This is a genomic window from Oleiagrimonas sp. MCCC 1A03011, assembly GCF_003267965.1.
GTDB lineage: Bacteria > Pseudomonadota > Gammaproteobacteria > Xanthomonadales > Rhodanobacteraceae > Oleiagrimonas > Oleiagrimonas citrea.
The window spans coordinates 303,766-323,863 of record NZ_MSPY01000002.1 but is presented as its reverse complement, the minus strand read 5'-3'; the positions used below and the strand labels follow the sequence as shown (position 1 = coordinate 323,863).

Below are 20,098 nucleotides of genomic sequence, written 5' to 3'. Positions count from 1 at the left end.
CGGCGAACCCGACATCGCTTCCATCTCATGAACAAAAAAAGCCCCGGCATACGAATGCCGGGGCTTTGCATGGATACGGCTATCGATCACATTGCAGATAACCGATCAACGCGCTCACTCATTGACACCCAAAATCCGCACCGTCGATGTAACCGTCGAAATCATTGTCGATGCCGTCGGAGCAGGTGTTGCCGACATACTTGCTTTCCGAACCCGGATTCTTGCAGATGAACATGTCGGGGATCGCGCCCCACAGGTTGTTGTAGTACGTCTCGTAGTCGTAACTCATCGCACCGACCGCGCCGTTGCGGATCCACAGTGTGTTCTCGTCGTTGTCGGCGTTGGCCGCGCCCGTGAAGTTCTGCGAGCCGATGATCATGCTGTTGTTGTCGGCCAGCAGCGCCTTCATGTGCATGCGGCCCTTGAAGTTCTCGATCTTCACCGGAATGCCCGCCGCGCACAGTTGGTCGTGCGTACTGTAGGTGTTGCTGGCGCCGTTGCTGTCCAGAATCACGCGCACGGTCACGCCGCGGTTCTTCGCCGCCAGGATCGCATCGGTGATCGGCTGGCTGGTCAGATAGAAGATCGCGATGTCCAACGTGTGCTGGGCGCCGTTGATCGCCGGGATGATGGCGTTGTTGGTAGCGTCATCGGTCGGCGAGAAGTAGCTCTCGACCTGGGTGCCGTCGGTATAGACGGGCAGCAGGTGCACCGTGTTGTCCGACTTCAGGTGATGGGTCAGTCCATCCATCCACATCTCGTCGAACTCGGTCGTGTAGACGCTGGCCAGATTCGCGGACTGGATGATGATGGTCCAGTTGGCGTTGTACTCGCCGCCGATGCCGGTGTCGCTGTAGTTGGTCGAGCCGGTCGAGACCCAGTCGCTGTCGATGACGAAGAACTTATTGTGCATGATGTAGCCGAAGCCCTCGCCCGTCGACGGATTCTTGTCGACGCGGACCCAGGGATTGCCGGAGCTGTCCTTGCCCAGCGCCGTGATCACGGCCTGCGTATCGCAGCCGTTGTTGTCGTGGTACGTGAAGCTGCCGTCCGAATTCTGGTCGACCACGCCACGCACGACGACGCCACGCGCCTGCGCCGCGACCAGCGCATCCTCGAATGCGCACTGATCGCGGAAACCGTAGACCGCGAAGTCGATGGTCTTGGTCGCCGCATTGATGCGCGCCAGCATGGCCTGCGCCATGGGCAGGTTGTCGCTCGACGAAGGTTCCCCGTACGGGTCGGTCACCGTACTGCCCGACAGGCCGCCGGCGAACTTCAGGTCATAGTGGAACGCCTCGCTGATCATCGGCGGCGGCGTGTCGGCCGCATCCTGCGGCGTACCGTAGCCGAGACCGGAGCCGTAACCGGTGGTGGCCGTGGCCCAGCTGCTGGCAAGCGTGCCGTCGCCGCTGAGCTTGGCGCGCTGCATGGTGGCCTTGGTGGTGTTGTCGCCAGCCGCCCAGGCGGAAGCGGTCTGGTCCTGCACCGTGCCCTGGCTGTCGGTCAGCACCAGCGTCTCGCCGCCATTGCCCAGCGCACCGGTGTAGATTTCGTCCGCGGCCACGCCCGGGACCGAGGTATCGTCGGTGCGCTCGAGCAGGAAATGCCCGTGGGCCGGAATGGTTCCGCTCAGACTGACGGACGGCGTGCCGTCCTGCGACTGCAGCGTCCAGCCGTTGAGACTGATCGGCGCGGCCGTGGTGTTGTACAGCTCCATCCATTCATCGGACGAACTGTTCGTCGTGCCCATCCAGGACACTTCGGAAATGACCACCTGACGGGCATCCGCAGCCCTTGCCCACGAAGGGAACAGACTGGCGGAAGCGACGACGGTCGCGAAAAGAAAGACAAGCGCACGCGGTACCGCGTGAACGGCACGATTCATGGTCGATACTCCCCTCTAAAGCAGCTCTTGGCTGCGAAAATGACCGAGGGAGTCTCGTGGGGACGTTTGACAACGCGGTGACAACCGGAACTATCGGGCCATCCGGCTCCCGGCACCGTGAGCCCAGTCACGGTTCATGCGGCACACAAGAACGCCGTGGACCTGAAGCCGCTGAGGGTCTTGATGTCATCGCCTCTGGAGTTTGCGAAAGTAAAGCGCAACTGTGCTTTGCTGTAGCACAATCGTTTCGTCACTCTTGCAAGGGAGTTCCAGATGAAAAAGATACCCACTGATACATGGATCCTGGTCGCCGATGGCGCGGAAGCACGCCTGTTCCGCAACGCAGGAACCGACTACAGGCTTTCGCTGGAACAGATCGAACTCATCCAGCCCCGTGATCTGCTCGATGAAGGCCCTTCCGGTCACCGGCCGCCCGAGTCCGACGAGCAATCCACCGATGAAGCCACTTTTGCCAAGCAACTGGCGAATCGGCTCAACGCCGCCGCACTGCAGAACACTTACGCACATCTCGTGCTCGTGGCCGATCCGCAGACGCTGGGCCAGATGCGACCGCAATTGCACAAGGAAACCCAGCGACGCCTTCTCATGGAAGTCGCCAAGACCTTCACCAACGCGCCCCTGGCGGACATCCAGAGCGCACTGCAGGCGGAATGAACCGTCTTCGCCTGACGCGCCTGCCTCGGCGACGCGACAGTACAAGGAGCACGACATGCAGATTCAGCTCAACACCGACGACCGAGTTCCCGGCGGCGAGGCGCTGCAGGCCAGCGTCGACAGTCTGGTCACGCAGCACCTCGAACGTTTCTTCCCCTACCTGACGCGTATCGAAGTGCATCTGGCCGATGCCAACGGCACCAAGGGCGGCGGCCGCGACAAGCAGTGCGCCATCGAGGCGCGCATGAGCAACGGCCCATCCATGGGCGTCAACCATGACGATGAAACCATGGAAAAAGCCATTCGCGGCGCCTGCGAGAAGATGCGCTCCCGCCTCGACAGCCGCATCAGCAAGCGCGGGCATTGAGCGCAACGCCGGGATGCGAAGCATCCCTGCCATCCCGGCGCTTCCATGATTGCGGCAACGGCCCGGGCATCCGAAGCCGGACCGGCGCGGACCGGCTCCGGGCCTGCCGTTCCAGACCGCCACCGACCTGGCTCTCCAAGGATTCTTGACGAACGAACTCGACGCGCAGTAGCTTGATCCGAAAGCTTTTCTTGAAACAAGAATCGCCCCGTCGAGGGGACCTCGCCGGCTGCGATTCCGGACCTCGACACGGCACGGCACACTCGGCAAGGATGCGCGACGCGGAAGCTCCCGCCCATCGTGTCGTACCGACCCACCGAAGCATCACCGACAAGGACGCCTCGCATGCCCAACGTGACCAAGGAACAGCTGCAAGCAGGCCGCCGGAATCTTCGGGCGGCCGACCATGGCGTGGTCAGCCCCAAGTACAGCGGCATCCGCGCACGCCGCGGCATGGTGCAGTCCGCCGCCGAGTACTACGACCACATGCTGGAGACCCGGCGGGCCATCACACGCCTGGACAGCAAGCCCGTCGGTTCACGGATGCTCAGCGAGCTCAACAGCCGCACTTCGACCGTGTCGCCTCCCACAGACCGACACAATGCGTACACGCCCAATACGTCCGTCGACATCTACGCCCATGATCGCCGCGGTCACCACCACGCACCGCGCACCACCATGTTCGGCGGTGCGGATCTGCAGGCGGCCGAGGCGCGGATGGCCTATCGCTACAAGGGCGTTTCCGGTCCCGGCCAGGCCAGCGAGGTGAAATTCGACGCCTTCGCGACCAACGACCGCGGCGACGCCTTCGTGGGTCCTCAGCGGCGCGCGATCGGTCTGGGGCACGAACTGGTCCACGCGTGGCGCGCCTCGCACGGCATGGCGGTCAGCCCGCCCGAAGTCAGCATGGACCGCCATGAACCCCTGCTCCATCCGACCAACGAGCACGGACAGTCGGCCAAGGACATCCTCGACATGGGCATGCGCCTGAAAGAGGAATTCGAAACCGTGGGGCTGGAACCGACGCCCAGGATGCGCCACCGCTTCCAGCCCACCGAGAACCTGCTGCGTCACGAACACGGGCTGACCGCCCGACGGCACTATTCCGGTTACCGGCCGGGCAGCATGGATGGTGACCTGGATGTGGCGGACCGGTTCACCGATACGCGCTCGATGAAGCAGAAATACTGGGACAGCCCGACTCCGCTGTCGCCGATGCGGCGCATCATCAAGAATCTGACGGACTAGCGCTTGTTCACCCGATCCTGATCGTTTCTATCGGCTCGGTCCCGTCATCGGGCTTGCAGGGATGCGTCAGCGTGCAGAGAGAAGACCAGAGCAGCGTGCCATGACTCTGCCGCTTTCCGGTTGCCCGGGCCTCAGCGCCGTCACTTGTTCTTGTTGATCAGCTCTTTCATCTTCGGCATGGGCGTCATGCCCGAGTACTCGGTGCGTGGCGCAATGCCGTGCTCCTTGCGCAAGGAGTTCTCGGTGATCCCCTGCGGCGCCTTCAGCAAGCCGACGGTCTCGAACTCCTCGATCTGCGTGTGCAGCAGCTTGCGCTTGGGCATGTGATCGAGTGCGTTGGTATCGACCGCCATGCCCGTCTGGTTGCGCAAGGCATGGACCAGCTCGTGCCCCAGGCCAATGAAGGCCGGACGCGAACCGTCGGATTTCTTGATGTCCGGGTTGTAGTGCACGGTCGTTGCCTCGCCGAATCCCGGCGAGTCATGCTTGAGTGGCTTGTCCCGAAACGCCAGCATGCCTTGCGGTTTGGCGGTGTTGCCCTGGTCGTCGCGCGTACGGGCGTCGGCGATCATCACCGTCGAATGGAAATCGACCATGGATGGACTGGGGCCATTGTTGAGTTGACTCAGCAACGATTTGCCTTGCGGCTGGCTGTCGAGCGTATGCAACGCGCGACGAGTATCGACCATGAAATCGGTGAACCCGTGACTGCTCTGCCCTCTCTTGCGCTGCAGACTGAGGTGGTCGTAGCCGGACATGGCCGGCATCAGTCCGACCTTCCGCAGCTGGCTCTTCTGTCCGGTCAGTTCCTGCCCGGTGATCTTGGCGCGACCGTGATTCGGGTGAATAGGCTCGACGCCCAACTGCTTATGCTTGCCACGCGCCACATCCGCGTAGCTCATCACCTGCCGGGGTTTCCATGGACCGGACATTGCGCACCTCCCTGCATGCAAGAATCGGACATCCAACCGTTTGTTTTTGCAGTATCCCTGTCGGTCGCTGGCAGATCAACTCTCCGGTCGCGAACCGCCCTCGGATAATGAGGGAGGGCGCACCGGTCGCATCCACGCCAGGCAAGTCCTCGTCTGCTGGATGCTACGGCGGCCTCTCGCTATCCGGATTGTCGGACTGGACTCGGGTAGCGTTGTGCTCGTGCGTCAGTGCATTTTCGGCCCAAGGCCGCGAAGACGAAGGTTGAGGCGCCATCATTGGGATCGGCCCTCGATCCGTCCTCGTCGCGAATAGCACCGTCGACACGATCATGAAAGTGACCCCCAGGCCACCAATCAGGATACGTTGCCAACCCAACAATTCCTGGAGTTTCATATCCTTGATTTTCATCGGCTTTCCGATGACGGCCCAGACCAGAAGGATCAGTCCGGCAAGCAACAGGAAGCCAGCCAACGTCTTGGGCATGATGATCCCTCCTTCCTGGAAGCATGCTGCTTGTTAACATGGCAGCGAGCGGGATTGAACTAGCCGTTTGACCGACTTACCCATGGACGAGCAGCGCGTTGATCCGCGGCATCAGGGACTCACCCTTGGAGCAAAGCCCGCGCCCACTCAGACTGCCGGGCCCCGGCTAGGGGCCGCTGCGCGTACGGGGTCAAATGCCGCTTTCACTGGTGCCAGCCAAGCTGCGTATGCCCAACTCTGCCTCATGGAACAAGCTTCCCGGCATGGCTCTACGGAACGGACAACTGCCACGCTTCCTCCGTCCTCGGCTGATTCAATCATCAGCTGATTCAATCATTCGCAGGCCGGGCACAATACGCCCCCTGTCTTCGGGCGTCGCCGGGTTGTACACGATCATGCTCAGATCGGGCGGCCGTCCACCGCGAAGATGGAATACTCGAAGGCCAGCAGCCCGAGTTCCGGGCGCTGGATGTGCTTAACCGCTGGGCGGTTGTTCTCGTACTCGACGCGGCGAAACTCTACCGTCAGGTCATGGAAAGCAATCAGCCCGGCGCGAGCTACCAAGCAGGTGCCGAGGAAGGCATCGCGCCCCGGGACATCGCGCGGACGCTCGGCAAAGGGCTACACCTGCCGGCGAAATCGATCCGCGCCGACGAGGCCGCAGCGTACGTCGCCTGAGTGGCGCCGTTCGCCAACATGAACCTCACCGCCGCCAGCACCTGCACGCTCAAAACACTGGACTGGCATCCCACCGAGCCGGGCCTGATCGAGGACCTGGAAAACAGGGACTACGCGCTCATTAAAAAATAACAGAATTGAAGCAAGCAGAAGGCAGAGGCGATAACCTGACTTGTTCGCATCTGAACTTTTCAGTACGAATAAAAGCCCTATGTATTGCTATGATCGCAAGCCTGAAAACAATGAGGCCACGAATCCGCCCGCATTAACTTTATCTATACGTAGAAAATCATGCTTTCGAACGGCCTGATCGTAGGCATGAAATTTTCTCCGACCTTCTTCCTGAGGCATCAGCTCTGTAGTACCTGCAGCCCCAACGATAAAGAACTTCGTGACTTTCGAACCCGAAGACCCAAGATACGAAACCCTCAAGTATCTACGCACAGCTATATTTGCGGAATACCCTCGTAACTTAGCATAGCCTTCAATAGATTTTTCAAGATCGAAAATTTTTAGATTATTCCCCGACCTACTGTATACAGCAACCACACCTTTCCGCCCATCACCCGGAACATACGAGTCATAGTACAACCTCAATGCAAAATCTTTATTTAGCACCACCTCTCCTGTACTGATTTTTTTAATCGTAACGCCCAGCATAACTTTGCATGTTGGGTGGAATTCGAATACCGGCGCCCCCTCGTTCACTATATTGAGCACATCTCCGGCGTACACACCCAAATCGCTTTTATCCACGTATTTGGATGTTGGAATAATCAAAGGATCCACCCCGCGCTCGGCAACACGAAGCTGCGCGGACATCAGCTTCATTTCCTTTATGGACACAAATAGCTGCGAAAGAGAAACCGCAAGAGCCATGATCCCGAGCAGCACCATGGCAAAAATCTCGAAATAGATCTTGTTATCTTTGAGCCACGACTTTGCAAAAATCTTCATCGCATAACCCCCTTTGCGAATCCATTCATCCAAAAACTGGAATACATCTCATCGATAAGACGCGCACTGAAATAAAAGTTACGGCCGCAATAACTTCCCACTCACTGCCTTACTCTTTTTGTTAAAGGCATTAGAAACCTACACGCAAAGCAGGAACAATTACACGCACAAACATATTCTCAGGAGCATCGCCGCTCAAGCAGATAACATATGCGAGGTGTGATGTCGAAAATTTCTTGCATCCATCCAGGCTTCGTCAACTCAACCCCGCCAGTTCGCATGCTCCTGCCAGAAGGCCACGCTTTGCTGATATGCCGCGCGATCCAGCGGCACGCCCGAACCGCCTTCGTCGACGCCGACGGCATTGCGCATCATGGTGATCGGCGCCATCGGTGTCTCGGCCGGCTCCATGGTGTACAGACAACCGACCACTCCCCAGTCCGCATCGATGGGCGAGCCCTCTTTCTCGAGTTGCCCGGCACTGTAGAGAATCGGCAGCAAGTAGCGGGCGACGGGCGGATCCACACCTTCGAACCAGCGCACCAGCACCGGCAGTTCGTCCGTCGAGCGGGCCTCGTAGGCCGAATGCAGCAAGTGGCGGTTGTCGTCGGTGATCGGCACCGCCATGCAGCGGGTCGAAGTCCAGTTGCGATGCACGTGCAGGCGGCAGAACGGCGCATAGCCTTCCAGTACTTCGAGCGGCGCCTCTTCGTTCAAGCGTCGCTCGAACGCCTCGGCGGTGCAATTCTGGATCGTGTTGCGTCGCGGCGCATCGGGAAACAGCCGGGCGCGGGCAAAGGGAGTGAGGACAATGGACATGGGCAGTTGTCTGGGAAACCAACGGCAAGGGTAACGCGACGCCTCGTCTGACCGTCGCGCACGGCGTACGCGGCAACCGCAAAAACCGTGACAGGCGCACTCTGCGCAAGCGTACCGGCCACCGTTTTGGAAGTCCGGATATCAAGCGTATACACCCATCAAGGAAAAAGAGGCCGGGCGCACGTCATTACCCGAAGAACGAATCCGCCAATCATTTTCGCGGACGAAACGATCGACTGGCGACGAACCCGGGCGGCAGCTCGGGTTCCAACGTCGGCGTCAACAAGGGTACATACATACCGTAATAGCCCGGCGACCAGTTGGAACGCCTGACAAGGTCTCTCTCTGCGGCCAGCTCGAAGTGATCAAACTGGGGACTGTAATACTGAAGTCTTTCGGTGTTGGGGATGCGCATGGCGATGCCCTCTGACGCTCGCATAACTGGCGTGACTGCGAATGCAACCATCCACGTCTCCGATTCAATCGGAGATTCGGTCCAGTCGCGATGGGCATACTGAGAGCCGAAGCGTCTGAAAGTCCCAGTGACTTCGATCTACGCATAACGAGGATACGCTCATTCCTGCCCTCTGCCTGTCGCACGCCTGCCACCGGGCCGCGAGTTTATAGCCGGTACAGGCCGGCCAGTGCTAGGATCGAAGGGGACGGTTTGGTTGGTTTTCATTTCATGACCGCCCTCGCATCTCGTGAGGCGCACCATTGAACCGCAACCCAGGCAACAACGCCCCGGCTCTCCCTGTCACCTTCCCGGTCGCGGGCAGGTTCGTGATCAGTCTGCGTGTCCTGCGTACGAAAGTCGCCGCAACCATTCGGCGGCTACCGGGGTGCATGCAGACATGACCTCTCCAGAATCCACGCGCCTCCCGCACAAGATGTCCGACCGCTTCACTGTTCCGTTCCTGCGTTTCCTGCGGATCGAAGCCGTCGCCGGCGCTGCACTGTTCCTTGCAGCCGTAGCGGCGCTGATCGTGTCGAACACGGCCTGGTCCGAGCCGTTCCATGCCTTCTGGCAGATTCCGCTTGGCCTTCAAGTCGGAACGTGGGCGTACGCGCGCCCGATGCAGGACTGGATCAACGACGGCCTGATGACGCTGTTCTTCTTCATCGTCGCACTCGAACTCAAGCGTGAGCTGGTTCTGGGCGAATTGCGTCATGTGCGCATCGCGGCGCTATCGTTCGCCGGCGCGCTTGGCGGCATGCTGGTGCCCGCGGCCATCTATCTGATGATGATGCTCGGTCGCACCGGGATCCACGGCTGGGGCTCGGTGATGCCCACCGACACCGCGTTCGTGATCGGGTGCCTGGCGCTGCTGGGGACGCGCATTCCACCGACGCTGCGGTTGTTCCTGCTGTCTTTGGCCATCTTCGACGATATCGGCGCCATCATCGTCACTACCGTGGGTTATGGGCATGCCCTTCACGTCATGCCGCTGGTGCTGGGCATCGGCGGCCTGACCGCTATCGCAGGCGTATCGTGGCTCGGAGTCAAGAGCATGTCGATCTACGTCCTGGCCGGTTGCGCGATATGGTTCTGCATCGATGCATCGGGCATCCACCCGACATTCACGGGCGTGGCACTGGGACTGATGACCCCAACCGGCGCCTGGGTCAAGGATGCGCGCTTACGTGCCATCCTGGAACGCATCCTGACCCATGAAACAGGCGAGCACTGGAGCGGGGATACCAACGGGCGCCGTGACCTACGCATCGCTCGCACTGCGGTCACCGAAGCGCTGTCTCCCGTGGAACGGCTCGAAATCGTGCTGCATCCGTGGGTCGCATTCGTCATCATGCCGATCTTCGCCCTGGCCAACGCCGGGGTCACACTCTCCGGCGTAGATACGTGGCAGCCCGTGTCCACAGCCATTCTCGCGGCCCTGGTCATCGGCAAGCCCGTCGGCGTCATGGCATTCACCTGGATCGCGGTCCGCCTGGGTCTGGCCCGGCAGACCGCCGGGCTGCACTGGCCCCTGCTCGCGGCCGGGAGCCTGCTCACCGGTATCGGCTTCACGATGTCGCTCTTCATCGCCGAACAGGCCTACCCACCGGATCTGCTGGACGCCGCAAAGATCGGCATACTCGGCGCATCGACCTTGTCCGCAGCCATCGGCCTCGTCTTCCTGGTCAGGCATGGTTTCAAGAATCGGAATGAATGATGCGCGATGGAAACCTCAGCCAAGAGGGGACGGCAACACAACCGACTCAGGCCCATTTCGAGGGCAGTCAAACGCTGTGATCCGTCCGCCCTTGGACGGCCAAAAAAGCGTCGCGCCCCCTCGGGACGAGACGCTCGTTTCACAGGACGCTTCCTGGTTTCCGGAAGCGGTGCCGCGCTTCCTGCCCGCATCGCTCATCCACGCGGTTCGGACAGACAGGTGGCTGCTTAGTGTCGGGTCGCCGGCTTGGGCGGCTGCATGACCACATCGATCGCATGGATCACGCCATTGCTCGATGTGATTTCTGTGCCGACCATATGCGCATCGTCGATGGTGAAGTCACTGCCATCTCTGGCGATGCTCACCGACTGACCCTGCATCATCTTCGGATGAGCCATCGTCCCGACCTCCTTTGACGAGACGCGCCCAGGGAGTACGTGATACTTCAGCACCGAAACCAACTCGGCCTTGTTTTCCGGTTTCAACCAGTTTTCGAGCGTTTCCTTGGGCAGCTTGTCGAAGGCTTCGTCCGTCGGTGCGAAGAGCGTGTACGGACCACTTCCTTTCAACACGTAGCTCAGCTCGGCAGCGTCCAGCGCCTTGCACAGCGTCTTGAACGAGCCATGAGCCCTGGCTGTGTCAATGAGATTGGTAGCGCGAATGTCGGTAGCGGTACTGTTCATGGGGATGCCTGTGAGTGATGGCCTGCCGATGCAGGACTTGGCGGCCGAGACCGCAACCCCGGAGTTGCCCGGGGACATGCTCAGTGGCGTTAGGAAGAGAACCGCTAGGCTGAGGTGCGACAGGAGCGAAACTTGTCCCGGCACCCGTCCACTGTACGCGTTCCGTTGTTACGCGCCTGTGATGCGGTGCGGTGAAGAAATCAGCGATGTGGCGTAACAATATGCGCGGCTGTGCGCACCGGCCGGCGGAGTGTGTTCGCACGAAGCGCTGCAGGACTCTTTTCCTCCGACATGGCTCTGTTAAGAGCGCTACCAAGAGTGATACCAAGCGCACTTTCCGAAGAGCCCAGGTCTCGCTTCAAACGGCGCAAGTGAACCTGAAACCGTTTTTTCCGTCGCCCTAAAGTGCACTCTGACTCGGGTTTTGGTTAGTCTGTAGCCGACGGCAAAGCGTTTGAACCATCTTTCCGTCGGGTTGTGCTTCATCCGTGCGCACGTCGCGCGATCAGCGGGCGGCGCTTCAGGGGCAGGTATGCCCCGTGGTCAGGGTGGTCGGGCCGGGACCGATATGAAGCTGAGACGTGCTTATGCAGGGTATCAGGCGGCCAATCTGAGGCCGATGATTCCGCTGAGCCTGCTTGCCACGGTAGCGGTGTACCTCGCGGCGGTGGAGGCGGATGCCTGGACACTGCCTGGAGTTCTACGCTTTGCGCCCACGCTGCCGCTACTGTTGCTGGCACTGCTGGCCGGCCGCACCAAAAGGCCTGTGTCGCTGAGTGTGGTGGCACTGTGCGCCGTGCTGTTCACAGAGGTGACGATCAATTTCGCCGGCATCGGCCTGACCGAGGGGCTGACCTGGGCAATGCCCGGAAGCCTCCTGCTGCCGGTGGTCACCTCGGTGTTCTGGCCTGCGCGCTGGAGTTTTCTGACGGCAATGGCGCTGACGGCATTCGGACCGCTGCCGATGCTCCTGATGCAGGGGAGCGAGCTGCAGCAGTTGCAGTTCGCTGTCTACATGAGCGTGGCAGTCACCTTGTCAGCCATGATGCACGCAGTGATGGAGCGCACCTCGCGCCGACAGTTGCAACTCGAGTTGCAACTGCGCGAACAGGCGACGTTCGATGGCCTCACCGGGGTACTACTTCGCAACCGCTTTCTCGATGCAGCGCAGCGTGTTCTGGAGGAGCATCACGCGCAGCGCACGCCAGTGTGCGTGGCGTATCTGGATGCCGACCGCTTCAAGCGGATCAACGACCACTACGGCCATTCCGCCGGCGACGCGGTGCTGATCGGCCTGGCCGATGTTCTGCGCGCCCACGTACGCGCACACGATCTGATCGGTCGCGTGGGTGGGGAAGAATTCGCCATACTGCTGCCGGACATCGACCTGGCGGCGGCGCAGTATCGAATGGAGACGGTACGGCGGGCCGTACGCCTGATGGTGCAACGCCCGGATGGACCGATGACGATCAGCATCGGCATCGCCCAGAGCCGTGGACCCGGCGAAACCATCGACGCGCTACTGGTGCGCGCCGACCACGCCATGCGCCAGGCCAAAGAAACGGGCCGCGACCGCGCCGTGCTGGACACTACCTTGTCCTGATGACGACCCCAGGGAAGAGTCCGGGACTTCCCTCTCGAATCCTTTGCCCTGGCCAGAACAGTGCCCCTGAAGAATCAGGTCGCCGCCCCTGCGCGAGACGGTACGTTTGTGCTGACCAGCACCCGAGCGCCGCCAGCGAAAGCAAGCAACGATGCCTCAGACACCCTTTTTCGACTGCCTGCGCAAGATGCGAACGATGCGGTGGTAGACGACATTCGTCAGCAGTTCCTTGTTGTCACCGGTGGTGCTCGCGAACTCAACCACGACCGTGTCGATGTCCCGGTAATAACGCGCGATGCTTTGATATCCCGGTAGCCAGCCGGCATGCCCGTACTGGTAGACCGAGGCATAGAGGGCCTGCTCGTCGGGAGTCAGCAGGGTGCCGTCATTCAGCGCCCGCACGAACACCCCGACATCACGTGCCGTGGCCACCATCGAACCGCCGGGCGTCTCGAAATCCAGCGTCTTCATGTCCGCGTCGACACCGTGCTGATGGCCGCTGGCCAGATCGGCAAGGTTCACGTCGCGGAGCGAGCCGTAGGTGTGCGTCAACCCGAGCGGCTTGAGGATTTCCCGCTGGATGTAGCGCTGATGGCTATAGCCCAGCGCCCGATCCAGGATGGCGCCGAGCAGCAGGTAGTTGGTATTGGAGTACTCGCGACGCGCGCCTGGTGCGAAGTCGGCCGGTTGGTCCAGCACCAGCTTCAGATTGTCATGGGGATCGGCCTGCCGCTGCCCCCAGTCGAACCCGTCCGCGTCGACGAAATTGGGAATACCGCTGCGATGCTGCAGCAACATGCGCAGGGTAATGCGGTCCGCGTTCTGGATGCGACCGGCCAGCTCCGGCAATCGCTCGGCCAGGGTGTCGTCCAGCGACAGCACATGCTGGTGGACCAGCTTGACGGTGGCCACGGCGATATACAGCTTGCTGATGCTGGCGATCTTGAACAAGGCATGCGGATCGGCGGGCACCCGATGCGCCGCGTCCTTCCAGCCCGCGGCGTAGAGCCGGGGCGGCTTCCCGCCCTGATCGACATACACGATGATGCCGTCCAGCCCGTCATGCGCGGCATCGTCGACCTGCTGCTGGACCGTGTCCGGCAACGGCGCCAGCCAGGCCTTGATGCCCGGCCACGGCGGCAGCGTCACGACACAGACGATCGCCACGACCGGCATGACGATCCGGAGTATGCGGATGATGCGTTTCTTGTCGGCTTTCATGCGGCGGCTTCGAGGCAGGAGGCGTAATGAATAGGTGGAAACGGCAACAACTCGAGCATACACGCCAGCGCGACCATCCAAACAAAGCGCGCAAACCGCTCCAGCCCCACGCACAACGGAGCGGAGGGGAAGGCCATCAAGGCGATTTAATGGCCTCCGCTTCCCTTTTCGCCATCAACCGTCCGCCTCGAATTCCTCGTAGGCGCGCACGGCTTCGGCGGCATACATCAGCGACGGGCCGCCGCCCATGTAGACCGCGACGGCCAGGGTCTCCATGAACTGATCGCGCGGGACATCCATGCGGCGCAGCGCCTTGACGTGGAACCCGATGCAGCCATCGCAGTGCCCGGCGACGCCGATCGCCAGCGCCATGAGTTCCTTGTGCACCGCCGTCAACGCGCCAGGCGCGAGCGCCGCCTTGGCCAGGGACGAGAAGCCGGCCATGGTGTCCGGTTGATCGGCGCGGAAGGTCGCCAGGGCCTGGTTGAGATCCTGGGTCAGGGTCTTGAATGAAAGGTGGGACATATGCACTCCGGGTCGTCGGGACGGATTCGAAGTGTGCCCGCATCGTGCCGCGGGCGATTGGACCTGGATCAAGTCCGGCGCCGATCGCCCGGCCCGTCGGTCGACGCGACACGGGGGTCAAAGGTCACAGGAGATTGAATCGGCTTCATGGCCTCCTTCCCCTTTTTGCGCCTTTTAGCAGTCGAGTCGTGAAAGAATCGACGCTGACCTTGTGTGCTCATCACGGTGAAGACCTGCATGCACCCGCCGCAGCACAAACCGCGCAGACCACCTGGCGCCAGTACGGTGCACCTGTCGCCGGGCGACGGGGACACGGTGCTGGAGTGCCTGTGTTCGCGCTTTCCCGCCGTGTCGCGGGACACCTGGAAGGAACGCATGCAGCGGGGACGCGTGCTCGATGCAGCCTGGGAGCCACTGGCCATGCATGCGCCGGTCCGGGACGGTCTGTGCGTGCATTATTTCCGCGAGGTGATCCACGAACCCCGCATTCCGGTGACCGAGACGGTGCTGTATGCCGATGCGCACCTGCTGGTGGCGGACAAGCCGCATTTTCTGCCGGTGATGCCCGCGGGACGGTTCGTCGAGGAGACCTTGCTGACGCGCTTGCGTCGCCGCATGGGCCATCCGGACCTGGTGCCGTTGCATCGCATCGACCGGGCCACGGCGGGCCTGGTGTTGTTTTCCGTTAATGCATCCAGCCGAGCGGCGTATCAGGCACTGTTTCGCGAACGCCGTATCGTGAAGTCCTACGAGGCGCTGGCAGCCCCGCTGCACCAACAGGCATTCCCACAGATCTACCGCTCGCGACTGGTACGCGGCGAGCCGTTCTTTCGCATGCGGGAAGAAGAAGGACGCCCCAACAGCGAAACGCACATCGCCGTCCTCGAGCGTGGCCCGGATCTATGGCGCTACGCATTGACCCCAGTCACGGGCCGCACGCACCAGTTGCGGGTGCACATGGCCGCACTGGGTGCGCCGATCCTGCATGACCGCTGGTATCCGCAGTTGCAGCCCGAGGCGGACGATGATCACGCCCATCCGCTGCAACTGCTGGCGCGCACGCTGGAGTTTGTCGACCCGTTGAATGGTCAGCCTAGAGTCTGGCACAGCCAGCGGCAGTTGCTGCCTATCGACTGAGAGGGAAATGGTCCCTGACACCATTTTTCTTTACTGCCGGAAGTGTACCTGGAACCGTTTTTAGCAGTGCCCGGCGACGCCGATCGCCAGCGCCATGAGTTCCTTGTGTACCGCCGTCAGCGCCCCAGGCGCGAGCGCGGCCTTGGCCAGGGACGAGAAACCGGCCATGGTGTCCGGTTGATCGGCGCGGAAGGTCGCCAGGGCCTGGTTGAGATCCTGGGTCAGGGTCTTGAACGAAAGATGGGACATATGCACTCCGGGTCGTCGGGACGAATTCGAAGTGTGCTCGCATCATGCCGCGGGCGATTGGACCTGGATCAAGTCCGGCGCCGATCGCCCAGCCTGCCGGTCGGCGCGACACGGGGGGCAAAGGGCACAAGAGATTGAATCGGCTTAAGAGCCGCCTCCCCTTTTTGCGCCTATTAGCGGTCGAGCCGTGAAAGAATCGACGCTGACCTTGTGTACTCACCACGGTGAAGACCTGCATGCACCCGCCGCAGCACAAACCGCGCAGACCACCTGGCGCCAGTACGGTGCACCTGTCGCCGGGCGACGGAGACACGGTGCTGGAATGCCTGTGTTCGCGCTTTCCCGCCGTGTCGCCGGACACCTGGAAGGAACGCATGCAGCGGGGACGCGTGCTCGATGCAGCCTGGGAGCCTCTGGCCATGCATGCGCCGGTCCGGGACGGTCTGTGCGTGCATTATTTCCGCGAGGTGATCCACGAACCCCGCATTCCGGTGACCGAGACGGTGCTGTATGCCGATGCGCACCTGCTGGTGGCGGACAAGCCGCATTTTCTGCCGGTGATGCCCGCGGGACGGTTCGTCGAGGAGACCTTGCTGACGCGCTTGCGTCGCCGCATGGGCCATCCGGACCTGGTGCCGTTGCATCGCATCGACCGGGCCACGGCGGGCCTGGTGTTGTTTTCCGTTAATGCATCCAGCCGAGCGGCGTATCAGGCACTGTTTCGCGAACGCCGTATCGTGAAGTCCTACGAGGCGCTGGCAGCCCCGCTGCACCAACAGGCATTCCCACAGATCTACCGCTCGCGACTGGTACGCGGCGAGCCGTTCTTTCGCATGCGGGAAGAAGAAGGACGCCCCAACAGCGAAACGCACATCGCCGTCCTCGAGCGTGGCCCGGATCTATGGCGCTACGCATTGACCCCGGTCACGGGCCGCACGCACCAGTTGCGGGTGCACATGGCCGCGCTGGGTGCGCCGATCCTGCATGACCGCTGGTATCCGCAGTTGCAGCCCGAGGCGGACGATGATCACGCCCATCCGCTGCAACTGCTGGCGCGCACGCTGGAATTTGTCGACCCGTTGAATGGCCAGCCTAGAGCCTGGCACAGCCAGCAGCAGTTGCTGCCTATCGACTGAGAGGGAAATGGTCCCTGACACCACTTTCCGAAATGCACGTGACGACGACCCGGCATGTTCCCTACTTCGTGCTGACATCCCTGGCGACCGTGGCGAAGAACACGACCTGGCCGAGGAACAGCGCGACGAGCCACACGTAGAGACTGTCCCCTGAGAACCAAATCCTGTAGATGGCCAGCACATGGGCCAGCATGAACAGCACCCAGAGACTGGAAACGCACCGCGCAATCGCCTTCGGCTTCCCCTTGTTGAAATGGAGAATGCCGAAGCCGCCCGGCAGATACAGGACAATGACGCCGAACGCGAAGGCCAACGTCGCTGCAATCTTTGCAAAAATGTCCAAGCCTGCCCCCCTGTCGACACTCGTCCGTAGTCTATTGCGGGAATGGTCTGCTGCGATGCAGCGCCCCGTCGATCATGCCGCAGCCTCTCGCGTGCGCAAACCAATCAAAGGGGACGGAGGGAATTATCTCGATTTAATTGCCTCCGCCCCCTTTTTCGAAGCATTCATCGCCCGATACAAACAAGCGTAAGTGCGCCTGGAACCGTTTTTTAACCGTTTTTTTGTTTTATGCGCCCAGTGCGGCACGGTCGTGTCGCTTCACGTTCCGCACCATCATCCAGATGTTCGCGAGCAAGAGAACGACGAGGAGACTGTAGACGCTTTGCACGGCCCACGTATGCTGCGCGGCGAATACCATCGTCCAGATCGCGCGACAAAGCATCAGACCATTGAGCGTCAGCGCAACAACCGGGCGCCAACGTATCCGTGGCTTCCTATCTGCGTACAGGACGCTCGCATACGGCAAGGCGAGCAAGAGACCAAGCAAGCCGCGCGCCTGTCCTTTCAGCAGCACAAAGACTTCCGTCAATAGCAGAACGATCAGCACAACCCAGTTGAGAACGACCCAAAGACGACGCATAGCACCCCCGCACGAAATAAGCTCGGACCGACCCATCCAACTGAGCTCAAGTGTACCTGTCACTGTTTTTTGACATCCCGATTCAAACGGGTGTATGTGTACCTGGAACCGTTTTTTCGGCAGATACAGGACAATGACGCCAAACGCGAAGGCCAACGTCGCTGCAATCTTTGCAAAAATGTCCAAGCCTGCCCCTGTCGACACTCGTCCGTAGTCTTTTGCGGGAATAACGGTGCCAGGTGCACTATCAAGGTGTTGAGCGCACCGACGCACACGGCCATATATGCACCTGGAACCGTTTTTGTTGTTAGGCGCGCCTGACCTTGTGCCTATCGGGAAGGAAAAACAGTACCAGCAAACCAATGATGCTCAGGAGGCCGAACAGTCCGAACCAACCGGAGTGCCCCTTGGCTTTTGCGTACTGCGCGCAACCCCAAATGAATACGATGATCGCTGCCAAGGCGACCACGCCACCGAGCAATACCTCACCAGGCGCTTTGGAATCGATGAGAACCCTGCCGGGAAATGGTCCCTGACACCATTTTTCTTTACTGCCGGAAGTGTACCTGGAACCGTTTTTATCAAGTGTACCTGTCACTGTTTTTTGACATCCCGATTCAAACGGGTGTATGTGTACCTGGAACCGTTTTTTGGACACACTTCCGAGCTGAGGCAAAAGAAGAACGCTCAATCAAAGGGGACGGTGGGAATTATCTCGATTTAATTGCCTCCGCCCCCCTTTTTCGCATTTTCCATCCTTAATTATGCCCAACAGGAAGGAAAATTTTTGAATTGCAAGCTGCGAAGAATTTCGGCCATGGAGCGACGATTTTGCAAAGAACCCTATATTGCATAGGTGCAGACAAGTTGATTTTTTCTACAAAAACCTGGACCTCATCGCTATCATCTGCGAGAACATTAAAATCTTTTGCATAGTATTTTGGTGCGTACCCAACTAAAGACACTGGATCATCTGTACGCAATAAGAGAGCGAACGGGTCATGAGGATTCTGAAAATCTTTCATCAAATACAACCGACCTCCGACCTCGAGCTTTTTACATCTCTCGCCCACTTCATCTGGAAAATGTCTAATGCCGCGAGCGAAAAAATAAGCGACGTATTCATTCGATTCATTTGGCTCCGGGCAGGGGATTAGCTCCAATGAATCTGTGGCCCTCAGCCCCCCGGTTCGAGCAAGCTCCTCCAAATCACTATGGCTCTCTGGCGTAAGGCCAAGCCAACTTAAATATTCCATATACTCAGGACGTGATTTCGGAAGCACGCGGTTGGTGAATAAGGGGAAAAGCTTCGTTGAAACGTACTCTTCCTCAAGATTACTCATCCTGCCAAAACCAGAGAAACCTTCCAACTCACGAGCCCCATTTGTATACACAAGATGGTAATTTGTTTCGGTTTTCGTTAAACGCGCCACTGGAAACCAGTGACGCGTTTCCTGATCTTGATATGCAAGGAAAAGGGCTTTCATTGGAAAGTCTCAGCCAAAATTAATTTACGGTTAATTCTCATCATCTCGTACGCAAAATCTCTTGCCGGTTCAGTTATCCATTCTTCTGGCACTTCACTGATAACTTCACGAAGCCTCTCTTCACTGACACGCCTCAAACGCTCCTGCCAGTGGGCCCCAGCCTCAGGCTCTAACTCAGCAAACGCTCGGAATGCCTCCAGTGTTCGTAGGCGCTTCTTTGCAAGATCGTACAACTGACTTTTTGCTTTACGTACGTAGGCATCTACTGATCTAGCTGTATCGATCGACTCCATCCTAGTAAGCCGAAATTCATCAGATTCATTCCGGCCAAGACTTGACGCATGATCGAACGTTGGCGATAGACGCACCTGTTGGGATCCAACTAATACTGCCCAGTTTTCTTCGTGTCGATCTTGGTTTCCGATCAATGCATCTAACATCAAGTATCCCACGAACACACCCGCAGCATTCGTGATTGCATCCGGTTGGTTCCAGGTTGGTGGAACGAGAATGTTCGGGTGCTTCAGCAATGCATAAACGCGACGAACCGTGTGCATTCGTCGCCGAAGTTCTCCCATCGCTGTCTCACGGGTCGAGACGACCCCGATAAGCTCGTTCCCATGCACTAAGCGCCACCCCTCTGGAACGAAGTTAGGGGTGACAACGCCTTGGTGTTGATCAAACGTAGCTAGCTCGTAGGAAGCATGGGGCAAGCCTAGGTCACTGGCAACTTCAGCAGACACCTTTTCCGCCCAGTTCTCTCCGGTCCCTTGTCGGCCTCGCTTGAAGAGAAACGCCTCGTTCTCAAACCAGAACTTACTCTTTGTACCAAGCTGTTCAAATTGCTCTGGAGCCCCTTTGGGAACCTGGATAACTTGATACATATCAGTTACCTAAACACCAATTAGCAGC

21 protein-coding genes are annotated in these 20,098 nt (G+C 59.8%); 8 read left to right on the top strand and 13 right to left on the bottom strand.

The genetic code is table 11. The annotated features are described in order from the left end of the window. Positions 1-118 precede the first annotated feature (118 nt). Positions 119-1,888 (bottom strand): phospholipase D-like domain-containing protein, encoded by a 1,770-nt coding sequence (locus tag BTJ49_RS05055; RefSeq protein ID WP_113064275.1) that lies wholly within the window; start codon positions 1,886-1,888, stop codon positions 119-121. A 273-nt stretch (positions 1,889-2,161) separates the two neighbouring features. Here BTJ49_RS05055 and BTJ49_RS05050 point away from each other — a divergent pair, with 273 nt between their 5' ends. The 3 genes from BTJ49_RS05050 to BTJ49_RS05040 all read left to right on the top strand — a co-directional run bounded on the left by BTJ49_RS05050 (position 2,162) and on the right by BTJ49_RS05040 (position 4,178). Then, the gene (locus tag BTJ49_RS05050; protein WP_113064274.1) at positions 2,162-2,563 is read left to right on the top strand and encodes a host attachment family protein; all 402 of its coding nucleotides are present in this window, start codon (positions 2,162-2,164) and stop codon (positions 2,561-2,563) included. Between the two features lie 55 nt (positions 2,564-2,618). Next, positions 2,619-2,930, top strand: a complete 312-nt coding sequence (locus BTJ49_RS05045; protein WP_113064273.1) for an HPF/RaiA family ribosome-associated protein — start codon at positions 2,619-2,621, stop codon at positions 2,928-2,930. 345 nt (positions 2,931-3,275) lie between these two features. Continuing rightward, entirely contained in the window at positions 3,276-4,178 is a 903-nt protein-coding gene (locus BTJ49_RS05040; RefSeq protein WP_113064272.1) for a M91 family zinc metallopeptidase, read from the top strand. 140 nt (positions 4,179-4,318) lie between these two features. On the opposite strand, the gene BTJ49_RS05035 is transcribed toward BTJ49_RS05040, so the two are convergent. Continuing rightward, positions 4,319-5,110 (bottom strand): M91 family zinc metallopeptidase, encoded by a 792-nt coding sequence (locus tag BTJ49_RS05035; protein ID WP_113064271.1) that lies wholly within the window; start codon positions 5,108-5,110, stop codon positions 4,319-4,321. Between the two features lie 163 nt (positions 5,111-5,273). Beyond that, entirely contained in the window at positions 5,274-5,594 is a 321-nt protein-coding gene (locus BTJ49_RS05030; RefSeq protein WP_113064270.1) for a hypothetical protein, read from the bottom strand. A 471-nt stretch (positions 5,595-6,065) separates the two neighbouring features. Here BTJ49_RS05030 and BTJ49_RS15720 point away from each other — a divergent pair, with 471 nt between their 5' ends. Beyond that, positions 6,066-6,272: a hypothetical protein gene (locus BTJ49_RS15720; protein WP_168184669.1), complete on the top strand. Its 207-nt coding sequence runs from the start codon at positions 6,066-6,068 to the stop codon at positions 6,270-6,272. A 219-nt stretch (positions 6,273-6,491) separates the two neighbouring features. On the opposite strand, the gene BTJ49_RS05025 is transcribed toward BTJ49_RS15720, so the two are convergent. Continuing rightward, positions 6,492-7,229, bottom strand: coding sequence for a hypothetical protein (locus tag BTJ49_RS05025; RefSeq protein ID WP_113064269.1), 738 nt, complete (start codon positions 7,227-7,229; stop codon positions 6,492-6,494). A gap of 261 nt (positions 7,230-7,490) precedes the next feature. Beyond that, on the bottom strand, positions 7,491-8,048 hold the full coding sequence (locus BTJ49_RS05020) for a DUF3228 family protein (protein ID WP_113064268.1): 558 nt from the start codon (positions 8,046-8,048) through the stop codon (positions 7,491-7,493). An 890-nt stretch (positions 8,049-8,938) separates the two neighbouring features. Between BTJ49_RS05020 and nhaA the strand changes: the two genes are divergently transcribed. Next, positions 8,939-10,222, top strand: coding sequence for a Na+/H+ antiporter NhaA (gene nhaA / locus BTJ49_RS05010; RefSeq protein WP_206098369.1), 1,284 nt, complete (start codon positions 8,939-8,941; stop codon positions 10,220-10,222). 227 nt (positions 10,223-10,449) lie between these two features. On the opposite strand, the gene BTJ49_RS05005 is transcribed toward nhaA, so the two are convergent. Next, positions 10,450-10,905, bottom strand: a complete 456-nt coding sequence (locus BTJ49_RS05005; RefSeq protein WP_113064265.1) for a fasciclin domain-containing protein — start codon at positions 10,903-10,905, stop codon at positions 10,450-10,452. 532 nt (positions 10,906-11,437) lie between these two features. On the opposite strand from BTJ49_RS05005, the gene BTJ49_RS04995 reads away from it, so the two are divergent. Then, the gene (locus BTJ49_RS04995; RefSeq protein ID WP_113064263.1) at positions 11,438-12,508 is read left to right on the top strand and encodes a GGDEF domain-containing protein; all 1,071 of its coding nucleotides are present in this window, start codon (positions 11,438-11,440) and stop codon (positions 12,506-12,508) included. A 156-nt stretch (positions 12,509-12,664) separates the two neighbouring features. Here the strand turns inward: BTJ49_RS04995 and BTJ49_RS04990 are convergent, their stop codons facing one another. Continuing rightward, complete coding sequence (locus tag BTJ49_RS04990) at positions 12,665-13,729, bottom strand: serine hydrolase domain-containing protein (protein ID WP_113064262.1); 1,065 nt, start codon at positions 13,727-13,729, stop codon at positions 12,665-12,667. A 174-nt stretch (positions 13,730-13,903) separates the two neighbouring features. Then, a complete protein-coding gene (locus BTJ49_RS04985; RefSeq protein WP_113064261.1) occupies positions 13,904-14,254 on the bottom strand; it encodes a carboxymuconolactone decarboxylase family protein in 351 nt (116 codons plus the stop codon). Positions 14,255-14,491: 237 nt separating this feature from the next. Between BTJ49_RS04985 and BTJ49_RS04980 the strand changes: the two genes are divergently transcribed. After that, positions 14,492-15,391: a pseudouridine synthase gene (locus tag BTJ49_RS04980; protein ID WP_113064562.1), complete on the top strand. Its 900-nt coding sequence runs from the start codon at positions 14,492-14,494 to the stop codon at positions 15,389-15,391. Between the two features lie 60 nt (positions 15,392-15,451). Here the strand turns inward: BTJ49_RS04980 and BTJ49_RS04975 are convergent, their stop codons facing one another. After that, on the bottom strand, positions 15,452-15,640 hold the full coding sequence (locus BTJ49_RS04975) for a carboxymuconolactone decarboxylase family protein (protein ID WP_113064260.1): 189 nt from the start codon (positions 15,638-15,640) through the stop codon (positions 15,452-15,454). A 236-nt stretch (positions 15,641-15,876) separates the two neighbouring features. On the opposite strand from BTJ49_RS04975, the gene BTJ49_RS04970 reads away from it, so the two are divergent. Then, positions 15,877-16,776 (top strand): pseudouridine synthase, encoded by a 900-nt coding sequence (locus BTJ49_RS04970; protein WP_113064561.1) that lies wholly within the window; start codon positions 15,877-15,879, stop codon positions 16,774-16,776. A 61-nt stretch (positions 16,777-16,837) separates the two neighbouring features. Here the strand turns inward: BTJ49_RS04970 and BTJ49_RS04965 are convergent, their stop codons facing one another. The 4 genes from BTJ49_RS04965 to BTJ49_RS04950 all read right to left on the bottom strand — a co-directional run bounded on the left by BTJ49_RS04965 (position 16,838) and on the right by BTJ49_RS04950 (position 20,070). Next, on the bottom strand, positions 16,838-17,119 hold the full coding sequence (locus BTJ49_RS04965) for a hypothetical protein (RefSeq protein WP_113064259.1): 282 nt from the start codon (positions 17,117-17,119) through the stop codon (positions 16,838-16,840). A 226-nt stretch (positions 17,120-17,345) separates the two neighbouring features. Beyond that, positions 17,346-17,885, bottom strand: a complete 540-nt coding sequence (locus tag BTJ49_RS04960; protein WP_146742274.1) for a hypothetical protein — start codon at positions 17,883-17,885, stop codon at positions 17,346-17,348. Positions 17,886-18,457: 572 nt separating this feature from the next. Then, positions 18,458-19,186, bottom strand: coding sequence for an HIRAN domain-containing protein (locus tag BTJ49_RS04955; RefSeq protein ID WP_113064257.1), 729 nt, complete (start codon positions 19,184-19,186; stop codon positions 18,458-18,460). Beyond that, the gene (locus tag BTJ49_RS04950; RefSeq protein WP_113064256.1) at positions 19,183-20,070 is read right to left on the bottom strand and encodes a HipA domain-containing protein; all 888 of its coding nucleotides are present in this window, start codon (positions 20,068-20,070) and stop codon (positions 19,183-19,185) included. The genes BTJ49_RS04955 and BTJ49_RS04950 overlap by 4 nt, the downstream gene beginning before the upstream one ends. Positions 20,071-20,098: the final 28 nt, after the last annotated feature.

Excerpts from the sequence above, each read along its gene's own strand:
- BTJ49_RS04950 (WP_113064256.1), bottom strand. The coding sequence starts at position 20,070 with ATGTATCAAGTTATCCAGGTTCCCAAAGGGGCTCCAGAGCAATTTGAA.
- BTJ49_RS04980 (WP_113064562.1), top strand. The coding sequence starts at position 14,492 with ATGCACCCGCCGCAGCACAAACCGCGCAGACCACCTGGCGCCAGTACG.
- BTJ49_RS05040 (WP_113064272.1), top strand. The coding sequence starts at position 3,276 with ATGCCCAACGTGACCAAGGAACAGCTGCAAGCAGGCCGCCGGAATCTT.
- nhaA (WP_206098369.1), top strand. The coding sequence starts at position 8,939 with ATGTCCGACCGCTTCACTGTTCCGTTCCTGCGTTTCCTGCGGATCGAA.
- BTJ49_RS05045 (WP_113064273.1), top strand. The coding sequence starts at position 2,619 with ATGCAGATTCAGCTCAACACCGACGACCGAGTTCCCGGCGGCGAGGCG.
- BTJ49_RS05050 (WP_113064274.1), top strand. The coding sequence starts at position 2,162 with ATGAAAAAGATACCCACTGATACATGGATCCTGGTCGCCGATGGCGCG.
- BTJ49_RS04955 (WP_113064257.1), bottom strand. The coding sequence starts at position 19,186 with ATGAAAGCCCTTTTCCTTGCATATCAAGATCAGGAAACGCGTCACTGG.
- BTJ49_RS04975 (WP_113064260.1), bottom strand. The coding sequence starts at position 15,640 with ATGTCCCATCTTTCGTTCAAGACCCTGACCCAGGATCTCAACCAGGCC.
- BTJ49_RS05035 (WP_113064271.1), bottom strand. The coding sequence starts at position 5,110 with ATGTCCGGTCCATGGAAACCCCGGCAGGTGATGAGCTACGCGGATGTG.
- BTJ49_RS05055 (WP_113064275.1), bottom strand. The coding sequence starts at position 1,888 with ATGAATCGTGCCGTTCACGCGGTACCGCGTGCGCTTGTCTTTCTTTTC.
- BTJ49_RS04990 (WP_113064262.1), bottom strand. The coding sequence starts at position 13,729 with ATGAAAGCCGACAAGAAACGCATCATCCGCATACTCCGGATCGTCATG.
- BTJ49_RS05005 (WP_113064265.1), bottom strand. The coding sequence starts at position 10,905 with ATGAACAGTACCGCTACCGACATTCGCGCTACCAATCTCATTGACACA.
- BTJ49_RS04970 (WP_113064561.1), top strand. The coding sequence starts at position 15,877 with ATGCACCCGCCGCAGCACAAACCGCGCAGACCACCTGGCGCCAGTACG.
- BTJ49_RS05025 (WP_113064269.1), bottom strand. The coding sequence starts at position 7,229 with ATGAAGATTTTTGCAAAGTCGTGGCTCAAAGATAACAAGATCTATTTC.
- BTJ49_RS05020 (WP_113064268.1), bottom strand. The coding sequence starts at position 8,048 with ATGTCCATTGTCCTCACTCCCTTTGCCCGCGCCCGGCTGTTTCCCGAT.
- BTJ49_RS04985 (WP_113064261.1), bottom strand. The coding sequence starts at position 14,254 with ATGTCCCACCTTTCATTCAAGACCCTGACCCAGGATCTCAACCAGGCC.
- BTJ49_RS05030 (WP_113064270.1), bottom strand. The coding sequence starts at position 5,594 with ATGCCCAAGACGTTGGCTGGCTTCCTGTTGCTTGCCGGACTGATCCTT.
- BTJ49_RS04995 (WP_113064263.1), top strand. The coding sequence starts at position 11,438 with ATGCCCCGTGGTCAGGGTGGTCGGGCCGGGACCGATATGAAGCTGAGA.